Consider the following 13,760-nt stretch of genomic DNA (forward strand, 5'->3'; position numbering starts at 1 on the left):
CGGGCGGCGGGGTGAAAAGCGTTCAGCGAAGGGGGCCGCCGGGCCGGTTCAGCGGCCCCACTCGGCCGCCCTGCGCGGGCGATCCGAGACGGCCATCACGTCGGAGTCGTCGTTCCGACTCGCCAGCGCCTCCAGCGACGCGCGGGCGGCCGCCTCGGTCGAGACGTACGCCACGTCCTCGTCGACCGCGGTGCGGAGCGCGTCGCGGTCGTCGGTGACCAGCAGGTCGACCGCCCCTTCGCGGAGCGCGGTCGCGAGGTCCGCGAACGTCCCGTGGTCGTAGTAGTCGGCGAAGCCGTCCTCGAGTTCCGCCGCCTCGTCGGTCCCCGCGGCCGGCAGCGCGTCGCCGACGAGTTCGAAGGCGACGGTCCCGGACTCGGGGAGCCCCTGGCCGGCGGCGTCGAGCGCCTTCCCGTACGCCTTCCCGAAGCTGCTGGCGGTGCCCATCACCTCGCCGGTGGACTTCATCTCCGGGCCGAGCCGCGGGTCCGAGTCCGGCAGGCGGTCGAACGGGAGCACGACCTCCTTCACGCTGTAGTGGTCCGGGACGGCCTCCGACGCCTCGAGGTCCGCGAGCGAACGGCCGGTCATCACCTGGGCCGCGAGCTTCGCGATGGGGACGCCCGTCGCCTTCGAGACGAACGGGACCGTGCGCGAGGAGCGCGGGTTCGCCTCCAGCACGTACACGTCCGGCTCGGCGCCCTCCCCCTCGCGGACCGCGAGCTGGACGTTCAGGAGCCCGACCGTGTCGAGCGCGCGGGCGATGTTCTCGGTGACCTCGCGCACGCGAGCCAGCGTCTCCTCGCTCAGCGAGCGCGGCGGGATGACGCATGCGGAGTCGCCCGAGTGCACCCCGGCGCTCTCGACGTGTTCCATCACGCCGCCGATCAGCACGTCCTCGCCGTCCGAGACGGCGTCGACGTCGAGTTCGACGGCGCCCTCGAGGAACTCGTCGACGAGGATGGGCTTGTCCGGCGAGACGCGGACCGCCTCGGCGATGTACTCCTTCAGCTCCTCGTCGTCGTGTACCACCCGCATGGCGCGTCCCCCGAGCACGTAGCTCGGACGGACCAGCACCGGGTAGCCGATCTCCCCCGCGAGTTCGAGCGCCTCGGCCTCGCTGGTCGCGGAGCCGCCCTCCGGCTGGGCGACGCCGACGTCGTCCATCAGGCCGTTGAACCGGTCGCGATCCTCCGCGAGGTCCATCGCCTCGACGGTCGTGCCCATGATCTCGCAGTCGAGCCCCCGGCGGTCGAACTCCGCGGCCAGCGGCTCGCCGATGTCGACCGAGGTCTGGCCGCCGAACTGGATCATCACGCCGTCGGCGTCGCTCGCCTCGACGACGTCGGCGACCTCCTCGGCGGTGATGGGTTCGAAGAACAGCCCGTCGGAGGTGTCGTAGTCGGTCGACACCGTCTCGGGGTTGTTGTTGACGACGTGCGCCTCGATCCCCTGCTCGCGGAGCGCGCGGACCGCGTGGACCGAGCAGTAGTCGAACTCGACGCCCTGGCCGATGCGGATGGGGCCGCCGCCGACCACGACGACCGACTCGACGTCGCGGTCGACCTGCAGTTCGCCCGCCGCCGCGTCGCCCTCGTAGGGTCCGGAGAACCACTCCGGCTGGCGCGAGGAGTAGTAGTACGGCGTCGAGGCGGCGAACTCGCCGGCGCAGGTGTCCACCTGCTTGTACGTCCGGCCGGGCACCGACGCCTCGACCTCGCCGACGCCGGCGCGGGCGGCGGAGACGGGGATGGCGCCGTCCTCGCCCTCCGCGGCGCCCGCGGCGGCCGCCTCCGTCGCCTCGGCGGTCCGCCACGCCCCTCGCGTCTCCGGGAGCCACGTGAGGCTGCTGTCCTCGAAGACGTTGCCCGCGAGCGCCGAGATCTCGGCGTTCGTGAAGCCGGCGGAGGCGGCGGCGGTGAACTCCCCGTCGACGACCTCCTTGCTCGCCTCCACGATGCGCGAGAAGCGCTCGACGTACCACTCGTAGATGCCCGTGGCCTCGACGACCTCCTCGACGGAGAAGCCGCGCTCGAACGCCTCGAACATCGCGTACGGGCGGTCGGGGCTCGGGCGCTCGAGGTACTCCGCCGTGAGTTCGTCGTCCTCGAGGTCCCCGAAGTCCTCGGCCGGGTCGTACTCCGAGGAGCGCAGCGCCTTCAGGAGGCTCTCCTCGAACGTGCGCCCGATGGCCATCGCCTCGCCGGTCGACTTCATCGCCGTGCCGAGCGTGAAGTCCGTGTCCTCGAACTTGTCCTTGGGCCAGCGCGGCACCTTCGTCACGACGTAGTCGATCGCCGGTTCGAACGCCGCGGTCGTCTCGCCGGTGATCTCGTTGTCGATCTCGTGGAGGCGCTTGCCGAGCGCGACCTTCGCGGTCACGCGGGCGATGGGGTAGCCGGTCGCCTTCGAGGCGAGCGCGGAGGAGCGGGAGACGCGCGGGTTCACCTCGACGACGCGGTACTCGCCGCCGGGCGTGCCGTCGTCGCGCCAGGCGAACTGGATGTTACAGCCGCCCTGGATGCCGAGTTCGCGGATGACCCCCAGCGCCGCGTCGCGCATCTCCTGGTGGCCGTCGTCGGGGATGACCTGGCTGGGCGTCACGACCATCGACTCGCCGGTGTGGATGCCCATCGGGTCGAGGTTCTCCATGTTGCAGATGATGATACAGGAGTCGTCGGCGTCCCGCATCACCTCGTACTCCAGTTCGACCCAGCCCGAGATGGACTCGGTGACGAGCACCTCGTTGTTGCGCGAGAGGCGCAGGCCGGTCCGGACGCGCTCGATCAGTTCGTCCATCTCGCCGACGACGCCGGATCCGGAGCCGCCGAGGGTGTACGTCGTGCGGGCGATGACCGGCAGGCCGCCGACCTCGTCGGCCGCCGCCTCCACGCGCTCGCGGAGCGATTCCCCGTCCAGTTCGGTGACCGACTCTCCCTCGTCGAGCGAGATGGTCGTCGAGCGCGGAACCGGCTGGCCGATGTCCTCCATCCGCTGGCGGAACAGGTCGCGGTCCTCCGTCGCGTAGATGGTGTCGAGCGGCGTGCCCATGATCTCCACGTCGTGCTCGTCGAGCACGCCCTCCTCGGCGAGTTCGGCCGTGACGTTCAGCCCGGTCTGTCCGCCCAGTCCGGCGATGACGCCGTCGGGCTGCTCCTTCCTGATGATCTCCGCGATGGCCTCGGTCGTGATCGGCTCGATGTACACCCGGTCGGCCATCTCGGGGTCGGTCATGATCGTCGCGGGGTTCGAGTTCACGAGCACGACTCGGGCCCCCTCCTCGCGGAGCGCGCGGCAGGCCTGCGCCCCGGAGTAGTCGAACTCCGCGGCCTGCCCGATCTGAATCGGTCCGCTGCCGACGAGGAGGATGGTGCGACCGTCTCCACTCATTGTCGGGTTGAGTTCGCGTATCGTAATAAGCCCGGCGAACCGTCGCGATATTCGTAGCGACTTTGCGAATTTCGCAAGTCAACCGTTGTCACACCCGCGGAGGAACATATGCCCCGACGCTGACGTCGGCTCCCATGGACGCCACACCCCCGCCAGCCCTCTCGCCGGGCGACACGGTGGCCCTGCTCGCCCCCTCCAGCCCGGTCGCGGACGATCGACTCGCCGTCGCGGAACGGCGGCTCGAGGGGGGTTCGACCTCGAAGTCGTCCGCTTTCCGACCGCCGACCGCGAGCCGGAGGACGGTCCCGCCCCGCCCGAAGAGCGCGCGCGGGAGCTGACGGACGCCTTCGAGGACCCGACCGTGCGCGGCGTCGTCGCGGCCACCGGCGGCGACGACCAGCTGCGCGTCCTCCGACACCTCGACCCCGAGCGTCTCCGCGCGAACCCCACGCGCTTTCTCGGCTACTCGGACAACGACGACCTCCGGCTGTTCCTCCTCCGACTCGGACAGGTTTCCTGGGGCGTGCAGGCCCACCCCGACGTCACCGTCGACCCGGAGTTGCACCCCTACAGGGAGCAGTACCTCGCACGTGCGCTGTTCGACGACGCGCTCGGCGAGGTGAAACCGGCCGGGGCGTGGACCGACGAGTGGTACCGGGGACGGTGTGGGGAGGCTGCCTCACCGTCGTCGCGTGGCACCTCCGGAGCGAGCGGTTCCTCCCCGAACCGGAGGCCCTCGACGACGCCGTGCTCGCGCGAGTTCGACGAGCACCGCGAGACCATCCGCGCCGAAGTGAACCGCGAACTAGACCGATACGCCGATGACGCGACCGCCGCGTTCGGCGTGGACTTCGGGCACACCTCGCCGACGTTTCCGCTCCCCCTCGGCGCGACGGCGACGCTGGACCCGTCGGAGGGGACGATTCGGTTCGATTGACCGTCGATGGCATCGACCGATTCCCGTCGCGACGTGTCAGGAACCGTGGCTCCGACGTTGGGGACCCAACCGGCCGGCGCGCGGCGGCCGCCCCTCGTGGGCGGCCGAACCGCGCGAGGGATGAGCACCGCAACGCGAACGCAGTGAGCGTGAGGGGCGCAATCGGCTGGGGAGGTCGTGGCTGCGGTCGGGCGGGACTGAAAGGGGCCGCGGCTCTCGGCGATGGCGGACCCGACAAGCACCGCAGGCGAACGCAGTGAGCCGAGGGTCACGCGAGCGGAGCGAGGGTGACTTCCGAGGAGCGTGCTCCGAGGTAAAGCGCAGGCGTGGTCCTCCGAGTCGAGAGCCGCGGGGGCTTTCGAGACCTACCCCCGCCGAAAGGACCGACCTCGGAATGTGAGCCATTTCGCGTGCAATTCCGACTGATCGGCGACAATGCTGAAACGTGCCGAACCCGTAACCGCACGCATGCCAGAGGAAGCCACGGAGGACGACGTCCGCGTCGACGTGGAGGTCGAGGTCGAGGTGGACCGCGACGAACTGGAGATCGAGGTCGGCGACGTGATGGAGGCCGAGGCGGAACTGGAGCGGGACGGCCTCGAGATCGAGGTCGAGGTCGAGATCGAACGCGAGGGCGAGTCGGACTCGGAGGGAGAGACCGAGGACGAGTGGGAGGAGGCGGACGAGGACGACGAGGACACCGGAACCGACGACGACCTCGACCAGCCGGTCGGCGAGACGGACGCCGTGCCCGAGGGCGAGGAGCCCCCGTACGAGGATCTGGAGTAGCCACCGGCCGGACCGCCCGCGACCCCGTCACCGCAGTCGCCGCGGAACGCGCTTTTTAACCGATCCGGCCCGTTACGGTCGGGTATGACACAGCCGCGCGTCCCCGGCGGCGGGGGCGAGGAGTTCGAACTCCCCTGCGGGGAGACCGCCCGCGTCCACGAGTTCGACATGGGGATGCGGGAGTTCGAGTGCGACTGCGGGGCGACCCACGCGGTCGTCACCGACGTGAACCCGCCGGACCGCTTCCTCCCCGAGTTCCTCGTCTCGCTGCTGCGGGACGCGATCGAGACGACGAGCGACGAGATGCCCGAGTTCGGCACCCCGCACCTGATGGGCATCGTGCTGGAGGAGTTCCCCGAGTCGGTCGCCACACGGGACGTGAGCGAGGACCAAGACGTCGGGTACACGATGCTGTGGGTGACGGAGTTCGACTCGCGGCGCCTCCACGAGATCATCGTCGAACTCGTCGTGGAGCTGATGGAGCACGCCGTCTCGCACAGCGACGACAACTCGGCGATGACCGAGTTCGAGGAGCAGATGCTGGAGTTCGACGTCGGCGAGTTCGTCGACGAGTACCGGGCCCAGCGCGACCTCGACGCCGACGACGTGTACGTCTGATTCCGTTTCTGGTTCGGACTTCCTGGCGACGTGGCTCGCGCTAGTTCGATGGGTTTGGTGGCCGATTCGCGATACGGTACGTTGGTGACGACCGCGAAAGCCCCCGCCGTTCTCGGGTCGCGCGGCCGGCAGCGCTCCTCGCGCTCACGTCGTTCGCGCTCCGGTGCTTGACCGCCCGTGCTTCCCCGAGAACGGCGGCCCCTTTCAGTCCCGCCCGACCGCAGCCACGACCTCCCCAGCCGATTCGCTCGGTCGGCTCCCTCCGGTCGCCCCCCTCACTCATCCCTCGCGCGGTTCGGCCGCCCACGAGGGGCGGCCGCCGCGCGCCGGCCGGCTGATTCGTAGAGCGTCGCGACGAGGAGAACTCCGATGGCCGTAGCGGAACGTCGGGACTCGCATCCACAAGCGACTTAGCCCGTGCGCGCCGATTCGTGGGTATGATCGCCATCGTCGGCGGGGGCATCGCCGGACTGGCCGCGGCCTACCGACTCCGGGAACGCGGCCACGACGTCCGCGTGTTCGAGGCCGGCGGACCGGAGGCGCTCGGGGGGCTGGCGCGCACCTACCCGACCGCCGGCGACGACCTCGAGCAGTTCTACCACCACCTCTCGAAGTCCGAGGAGACCATCGTCGAACTCGCCGAGGACCTGGGCGTCGGCGACGACCTGGACTGGCTCGTCGGGAAGAACGCCTACTACGTCGACGGCGTCGTCCACCCGATGGACGCGCCCTGGGAGATCCTCGCGTTCCCCCACTGGAGCCTCTACGACAAGTTCAGGCTGGGGATGCTCACCCTCGACGTCGACGTGCGCGGCGGCGTCCCCTCGTTCGACACCTACGAGAACCTGGAGGACTTCGAGCGCCAGTCCGCCGTCGAGTTCGCGAGGGAACACACGACCGAGAACGTGTACGAGACGTTCTTCGATCCGCTGCTGGAGGCGAAGTTCGGCTCCCGGAAGGGGGATGTGAGCGCCGCGTGGCTGCTCGGGCGCATCAAGTTCCGCGGCGAGCGCGACCTCCTGCGCGGGGAAATCCTGGGCTACTTCGACGGCGGGTTCCGGACCCTGCTCGACGCGCTCGTCGACGCCGTCGGCAGGGAGAACATCGAGACGAACGCCCGCGTGGCCGAACTCGCCACGGAGGACGGCGAGGTCTCGGAGATCATGGTCGTGTCGGAACCCGGCGCGAGCGACGATGGCACGGAGGTCGAGGCGGGCGACGGGAGCGCCGTGGCCGAGGCGAACGGCGGGACGAGCGCCGACGGCGGAGGCGGGGAACGGGTCGAGGAGGTCGACGACGTCGTCGTCGCGGCGATGCCGAACGTGCTGGAGGACCTGAGCGGCTACCCCTGCGAGATCGACTTCCAGGGCGCCGTCTGCGCGGTCGTGACGATGGAGGAGTCGCTAACCGACACCTACTGGCTCAACGTCGCCGACGAGGCCCCGTTCGGCGCGCTCATCGAGCACACGAACTTCGTCCCGCCCGAGCGCTACGGCGGCGACCACCTCCTGTACGTCGCCAGTTACGTCCAGTCGCCCGACGAGTGGCTCTGGGACGCGACCGACGCGGAGATCGAGGAACGGTGGCTCGACGGCGTCGCCGACCTGTTCCCGGCGTTCGACCGCGGTTCGGTGACCGACTTCCGCCTCGCCCGCGCTCCCCGCGCGGCGCCCATCTACGAGCAGGGCTACCTCGACCTGGTCGTCCCGTACGACCTCGACGACGAGGTGGCCGAGGGACTGTACTACGCCGGGATGGCCTCCCGCGCACAGTACCCCGAGCGGAGCCTCAACGGCGGCGTCGTCGCCGGGTTCGAGGTCGCCGACCGCATCGACGGGAAGCGACCCTGACCGGCCGGGCCGGGTAGCCGTCGACGGGTAGCGACCGGTTGCAGCCGTTTAGTTACGCCGCCGTCGGCCGCCGGTCGACGGGTCAAAACCGCGGGACTCGACGGGGTCGAACCGGTCCGGAGGCGTTTCACTTCCGTCCCGGTGGTCCGGGTCGGGGTTTTGACGGAAGCCGTCGAACGCGGTGACATGTTCGATCGCACACCGGATCGGCCCGAGCCGACGACCGACCTGCCGACCCTCGAGCCGGGGGTGACGGTCCTGCGCCCGCCCGACCCGCGTTCGACCGCGCTCCACCGGCTCGTCGCGGAGACGCTGGCGGGCGGGGGCGGTCCGGCCTACTGGGTGGACGCGCGCAACGCGGCGAACACCCACGCGCTGTACGACGTCGCGCCGTCGCGTCGGACGCTGTCCGGACTCGTGGTGGCCCGGGCGTTCACCGCCTACCAGCACGCCGGGTTGATCCACGAACTCCCGCGGCGCGTCCGCCCGGGGACGCGGCTCGTCGTCGCGCCGAACGTCGCCGCGCTCTACCGCGACGGCGACGTGGCCGACGCGGCGGCCACACGACTGCTCGAGGCGAGCCTCGGCTACCTGGCCGAACTGGCGGACGCGCTCGACTGCCCGGTCCTGACCTCCGCGACCGGCGAGGACGAACTCGCCGCGCGGGCCGTCGACGTCGCCGACGCCGTGGTCGACTGCGAGCGCACCCGGCTCGGGCTGACCTACGACGCGCCCGGCTTCACGCCGTCGGGCTACCACCGCGGCGGCTACTGGCAGACCACGATTCCGTACTGGGTGGACCTGTTCGGCCGGGTCACGCCGCACGAACCGCCGGTCACGCCGGAGGTGTTCGCGTGACTCGGAACCGGGACGCGCGTCGCTCGCGCCGGGGGCCACGCGGCAGGGGCAAGGGGATGCAGGTCCAGACGGTGCAGCGTCGGGAGGTGTCCGGCTGATGGGCAGGACCAACCCCACCTACCGGAACTTCCTCGAGTCGTACGAGTCCGAGTGGGCGCCGTTCCGACGCGCGCTCCGGCGGCAGTACCGGAGCGACTTCGACCGGTTGTTCGAGCGCGCCGCCGAACACGCCGGGGCCGCCGGGATGCAGAACCCCCCGGACCCGACGGAGGCGCTCCTGCTCTCGCTCTCGGTCGCCCACGAGGCCGAACTCCGCCGGCTCCGCGATCGGGTGGAGGCGCTGGAGGCGGAGGGAACCCCGGAGGACGGAGGGACGTCCGAGGGCGCGGGGCCGTCGGAGCGCGGGGAGGACGGGCCGTGACCGTCACGGTCGACTTCCGCGACGGCGACGCGGTCGTCTGGACGCGGACCGCCGACGGCGTCGAGCGCGAGCGGGTGGCCGGCTACGAGCCGTCGCTGCTCGTCGCCGGCCCGACCGACGCCCGGGAGCACCTCGCGGCCTGGCTCGGCGACGACGACCGGGTGGCGGGAACGGGGACGGTGGAGCGCTACCGGTCGCTGGCAGCGCGCGAGCCATCCTCCATGCTCCGTGTCGACCTGACCCGGCCGGACGCGGCCGGCCCGGTCGCCCGTCGGGTGGAACTCGAGTTCGAGCCGGCCCACTGCACCCCGTGGGACCTGCGGCTCTACGACGTGGACCTCTCGCCGGGGTTCCGCTTCCACCTCGACACCGGACGGAACCCCGCACTCGAGGAGGACCCGGTGACGCTCCGGATCGACCTCCCCGAACCCGCGCTTTCGGCGAGGGACGCCGGCGGCCTGCGTGTCGAGGGTAACCCCCTCGCGGACGACGAGCGGGACGCCGTCGAGGAGCTGTTCGACCGGCTCCGGGCGACCGACCCGGACGTGCTCGTGGCGTCGAGCGCGGACCTCGTGCCCGTGGTGTCCCGGCGGGCCGAGGCGCTCGACGTCCCGTTCGCGTGGGGCCGTGACTCGAACGGGACGAACGCTGCCGGGGACGCGAGCCCTTCCGTGGACGAGTCGGACCCGAACGAGCGCGGCTGGCGACGGCTCGCGGGTGAGAACACCTACGAGGGCTACGGGCGGGTCGGCCACTCGCCGGCGCGGTACTCGATTCCCGGCCGAGCCATCGTCGACCGGTGGAACAGCTTCATGTGGGGGAAGGCCGGACTCGACGGCCTGCTGTACCTCGTCGAGCGGTCGTGGCGGCCCATCCAGGAGGCGGGGTGGGCGAGCATCGGGAGCGTCCTCACGTCGATGCAGATCAGGCACGCCAGGGCCCGGTACGTCCCGGCGCCGTGGCGGCCGTGGGAACACGAGCGGTTCAAGCCGGTCCGGACGCTCCACGAGGCCGACCGCGGCGGGGTGACGCTCGGCTCGGCGGTCGGCTACCACGAGGACGTCGTCGAACTCGACTTCGCGTCGCTGTACCCGACGATCATCCGCGAGCACAACGTCAGCGCGGAGACGGTGCGGTGTGACTGTTGTAGCCGGCGGGACGTCCCCGAACTCGGCTACGGCATCTGCGACCGGGAGGGGTTCCTCCCGAACGTGCTCGCCCGGCTCATCGACGACCGCGCGGGGTTCAAGGGGGCCGCCGTCGAGGGCGAGGAGGCGGCCGGGGCCAAGGCGGACGCCATCAAGTGGGTGCTCGTCTCCTGTTTCGGCTACCAGGGCTACCGCAACGCGAAGTTCGGCCGCATCGAGTGTCACGAGGCGATCAACGCCATCGCCCGGGACACCCTGCTCGACGCCAAGGGCGCGCTGGAGGCGGGCGGCTGGGAGGTGCTCCACGCCATCGTGGACAGCGTCTGGATCCGGGAGGACGAACCGGGCGCGACCCCGCCCGAGGAACTGGCGGGAGCGGTGAGCGCGGCCGCGAACGTCCCGCTCGAACTGGAGTCGACCTACGACTGGGTGTGTTTCGTCCCCAAACACGACTCGAACGCGGGCGCGCTGACGAAGTACTTCGGCCGGAAACGGGACGGGTCGTACAGGGTCCGCGGCATCGAGTGCCGCCAGCGGAGCACGCCCGCGTTCGTCGCGGACGCCCAGCGGGACCTGATCCGGGCGGTCGACGCCGAGCGGTCGCCCCGGGCCGTCCGGGACCGCCTCGCCCGCCACCTCCGTCGGCTCGACGGCGGCGACGTGGACCCGGCGGACCTCGTCGTCACGACGCGCGCCACGAGGGGACCCGGGGAGTACGAGGCCGACACGCTCACCGCGGCGGCGCTCGACCGCCACTCGCACCTCGGCGTCGGGCGTTCTGCCGGCCAGTCGGTCCGGTACGTCGTGGTCGACGACGGGGCCCGCGAGCGCGGCCGGGTTCGGCTCCCGTTCGAGGAGCCCGGCGGCTACGACGAGGGGTTCTATCGAGAGCTGCTGGTTCGAGCGGCCGCGAGCGTGGTGTCGCCGTTCGGCTGGGATCGCGACCGGCTCGACCGGGAACTCTCCTCCGAGCGCGACGCGAGGCTCGGCTCCTTCGGCGTTCGCGGGTAGGAACGGGACCCGTCGGTAGGGGAGGGAGCCGGTCGGCGTCCGGGCCGCCGTTCGCGACCAGGGCGGCGGTCGGGAGGGAACTGGTCCGGGACCGCGAACAGTGAGTATCCGTCGGAATGTCCCGGTGCGCGGCCACCGTCCTCCCAGTATGCGGCACGGGAGTGATACAAATCTCTATCCTGCGCCCCGGCGTTTAGCTGCACGGGTTTTTGGGCTCGCAGCGCCGCGAACCGGAGCGTCGCCGAGCCAGGGAAGCCCGGAGAACATCATGGTATCAGACCGAACGAGAGGGGAGATAGAGGAGTACCTCGGCCAGGTTCCGAGCTGGCTCGAGTCGCTCTCGGACCCGGCCGCCGACCACAGCTGGGGCGTCGTGCGCGACCTCGAACTGGGGGAGACGGCCCTGCCGAACCGGGAGAAGTCGCTCGTCGCGCTCGGCGCCGCGGCCGCGATGAACTGTCCGTACTGCATCCGCTTCCACACGGAGGAGGCGAAGCTACACGACGTCTCCGACGAGGGGCTCGCCGAGGCCGTGAACGTCGCCGCCAACGTGAAGTACTTCTCGACGATCCTGCACGGCGCGGAGGTCGACATGGACGCGTTCGCGACCGAGACGGACGAGATAGCCGAACACATCAGGGAGCAGGAGGCGGCCGCCGCAGGCGCCGACTGACGGGGCGCCCGCGACCGGCCATTTTTCCGCGGCCGATTCACCGCTCCACGCGGTACCGACGAGGAGGCGCTGTCCCCCTCAGGGCAGGGAAAGCATTTACCAAAGGGGAATTTCTCTGCAGTCGATGTATCGACGACAGGTTCCGTCCCTCCTGGTGCTTCTCGCTCTCGGTGCAGGCTGTACCACGCCCGGCGATCGAGACGCACCGAAGGGCGGGTCGCCCACTCCCGTGGTCGGTGCTCCCACCGAGACGACCACGAGTACAGCGGGAACGGGATCGCCGATGCCATCCTCCGAACTGTCGAACGAGGAAGCGAAAGCACGGGCACTTCGTGCCGAAGAAGCGTACATCACTCGACGGTTCGAAAACTCGTCCTGTCTCGACGGCTGGGGGTTAACCGGATACACCGGAATCGAGAAAGAAGCGATAGTGACCGATCGCACTGCCGACGGCGTCCACGTAGAGGTCACGCAGCCGTACTGGTACTCGACGGACCGAGACGAAGCGGACGGCGGTTCGAACGCGCGCTACCGCGTCACACCTGCTGTGATTCGGCGAACCAGCGGCGACGACGTGTCTCCGTGTTGAGTTTGCAACCAGACTCAGCGTCGGGGACGGTTCGACGACCGACGCCGAGAACGGACTACGCCTAGAGTCATTCCTCCATCATCATCTCAGTACCGTCATCGTGGATTTCCACGATGAGACCGGAGCCGTGTTGGAGGTCGTATTCGTCGATCTTGAATGGGTGAGAGGACTGAAGTTCGCCGTCTCCCTCGATACGGAGCTCGTGTCGGCCCGTGGCGTCGATCCTCGTTGCAACGGACTCGTATCCCCCCTGAGGCACCTGCACCTCGCCCTCGGAAACCACTGAACCCCCCGCCGTAATGGAAAACTGAACGGCTACGTCCGTAGAGGATTCGTTGCTGAACGCGAGCGTGATCTCCTCCGTTGACGGCAGGTCCAGCTGAGTAATACATCCGCCTCCGATCGCAAGGGCGACTACGGGAACTCCTCCGAGGAGGGCTTGACGGCGTGAGAGCGGGGCCATCGACCGACACCGGGAGTAGTACTGATAAGTGTCTTGTGTCGATAGAACACGCAGACCAGTTTAGCGGCTGTCGCATGCCGAACCGTGTCTCGAACTCGAATTCCGACGGGGCCGGTAGAGCAGGTCCGCGGCGGAACGAAGCGGCGTCTTCGCGGACGGGGACGGTTCGAAACCCCCGCGTTCCCCGTGAACCCCGGATCGCACCGTGCTCCTCGCTCCCTTCGGTCGCGCTGTCGTTCGGAGGGCGCTTCGCACCTTCTCCGGGACTCGCGGGCTTTCGAGGTCGTCAGGTCCCGTGACGCGCCGGGACCTACCGGCAGCAACCCGAGAGAATCCACCTAGTCGGCGTTCACGCCGTCGTCGTCGACGCCCGGCACGTCCGAGAGGCTCACGTCCTCGGGCTCGTCCCCGCCGCCGGCCGACACCTCGCCGGAGTCGTCCTCGACGTACACGTCGTCCGCGAAGCCGGCGACCGCGTTGGCGTACTTGCCCTCCTCCAGTTTCTCCGGGGTGGCCGGCGCCTCGGCGACGCCGTCGGCGGGGCGGAACTCCCCGAGCGGGTCGTCGATGGTGATTCCGTGGGCCGAGAAGAACGACTCGTACCGGCGGTAGTGGGGCTCGAGTTCGTCGGCCGGGATCTCCATCATCTCGGTCCAGCCGTGCTCGAAGAAGTCGAAGTTCCCCTGGAGGTGGGTGATCTCGCGCGCCTCGGCCTCGGAGTAGCCCTCCTCCAGCGCGGCGACGTAGGCGTCCATCGTCGCCGCGAAGAAGTCGTCGAGGTGGTCGCGCCGCTCCTCCCGACGGGACTCGTCCGCCTTCCCGAGGAAGATGCGGGTGTGGAGCTTCACGAGCCCGTAGGTGGCGACGTTCCTGACCCCGGGCGTGGTGAGCGCCTTCCTGGCGGCCCAGTGTCGCGGGTTCTGGCGGAGCTTCATCGGCGTCGCGTTGGGGGGCGATCGACATAAACGGTGGGCCGTTCGGACGGCGCGGCGGACGGACGGCGCGGCGACGGG

At 70.2% G+C, this 13,760-nt stretch carries 12 protein-coding genes; 9 read left to right on the forward strand and 3 right to left on the reverse strand.

Annotation, left to right across the window (positions count from 1 at the left end; all coding sequences use genetic code 11):
* Positions 1-48: 48 nt before the first annotated feature.
* The gene (gene carB, locus HUG12_RS16065; protein ID WP_179269751.1) at positions 49-3,390 is read right to left on the reverse strand and encodes a carbamoyl-phosphate synthase large subunit; all 3,342 of its coding nucleotides are present in this window, start codon (positions 3,388-3,390) and stop codon (positions 49-51) included.
* On the opposite strand from carB, the gene HUG12_RS16070 reads away from it, so the two are divergent.
* The 9 genes from HUG12_RS16070 (at position 3,368) to HUG12_RS16110 (ending at position 12,284) form a co-directional block, all read left to right on the forward strand.
* On the forward strand, positions 3,368-4,327 hold the full coding sequence (locus tag HUG12_RS16070) for an LD-carboxypeptidase (protein WP_246308066.1): 960 nt from the start codon (positions 3,368-3,370) through the stop codon (positions 4,325-4,327). The two genes, carB and HUG12_RS16070, sit on opposite strands and share 23 nt — an antisense overlap.
* Positions 4,328-4,795: 468 nt before the next feature.
* Positions 4,796-5,116, forward strand: coding sequence for a hypothetical protein (locus HUG12_RS16075; protein ID WP_218836335.1), 321 nt, complete (start codon positions 4,796-4,798; stop codon positions 5,114-5,116).
* A gap of 84 nt (positions 5,117-5,200) precedes the next feature.
* Positions 5,201-5,734: a DUF5815 family protein gene (locus tag HUG12_RS16080; RefSeq protein ID WP_179269752.1), complete on the forward strand. Its 534-nt coding sequence runs from the start codon at positions 5,201-5,203 to the stop codon at positions 5,732-5,734.
* Between the two features lie 437 nt (positions 5,735-6,171).
* The gene (locus HUG12_RS16085; RefSeq protein WP_179269753.1) at positions 6,172-7,584 is read left to right on the forward strand and encodes an NAD(P)/FAD-dependent oxidoreductase; all 1,413 of its coding nucleotides are present in this window, start codon (positions 6,172-6,174) and stop codon (positions 7,582-7,584) included.
* Between the two features lie 186 nt (positions 7,585-7,770).
* The gene (locus HUG12_RS16090) at positions 7,771-8,442 is read left to right on the forward strand and encodes a P-loop NTPase family protein (RefSeq protein ID WP_179269754.1); all 672 of its coding nucleotides are present in this window, start codon (positions 7,771-7,773) and stop codon (positions 8,440-8,442) included.
* 97 nt (positions 8,443-8,539) lie between these two features.
* Complete coding sequence (locus tag HUG12_RS16095; RefSeq protein ID WP_246308067.1) at positions 8,540-8,863, forward strand: hypothetical protein; 324 nt, start codon at positions 8,540-8,542, stop codon at positions 8,861-8,863.
* Entirely contained in the window at positions 8,860-11,022 is a 2,163-nt protein-coding gene (locus tag HUG12_RS16100; RefSeq protein WP_179269755.1) for a type B DNA-directed DNA polymerase, read from the forward strand. Before HUG12_RS16095 ends, HUG12_RS16100 begins: the two co-directional genes overlap by 4 nt.
* Positions 11,023-11,290: 268 nt before the next feature.
* The gene (locus HUG12_RS16105; RefSeq protein WP_179269756.1) at positions 11,291-11,695 is read left to right on the forward strand and encodes a carboxymuconolactone decarboxylase family protein; all 405 of its coding nucleotides are present in this window, start codon (positions 11,291-11,293) and stop codon (positions 11,693-11,695) included.
* Positions 11,696-11,819: 124 nt separating this feature from the next.
* Positions 11,820-12,284: a hypothetical protein gene (locus HUG12_RS16110; protein ID WP_179269757.1), complete on the forward strand. Its 465-nt coding sequence runs from the start codon at positions 11,820-11,822 to the stop codon at positions 12,282-12,284.
* Positions 12,285-12,351: 67 nt separating this feature from the next.
* Here HUG12_RS16110 and HUG12_RS16115 read toward each other — a convergent pair whose 3' ends face one another.
* Together HUG12_RS16115 and HUG12_RS16120 are read right to left on the reverse strand one after the other, a co-directional pair.
* Complete coding sequence (locus tag HUG12_RS16115; RefSeq protein WP_179269758.1) at positions 12,352-12,747, reverse strand: hypothetical protein; 396 nt, start codon at positions 12,745-12,747, stop codon at positions 12,352-12,354.
* Between the two features lie 338 nt (positions 12,748-13,085).
* On the reverse strand, positions 13,086-13,682 hold the full coding sequence (locus HUG12_RS16120) for a DUF6149 family protein (protein ID WP_179269759.1): 597 nt from the start codon (positions 13,680-13,682) through the stop codon (positions 13,086-13,088).
* Between the last annotated feature and the right edge of the window lie 78 nt (positions 13,683-13,760).

Origin of the sequence: Halorarum salinum, assembly GCF_013402875.1 — an archaeon.
Lineage (GTDB): Archaea > Halobacteriota > Halobacteria > Halobacteriales > Haloferacaceae > Halorarum > Halorarum salinum.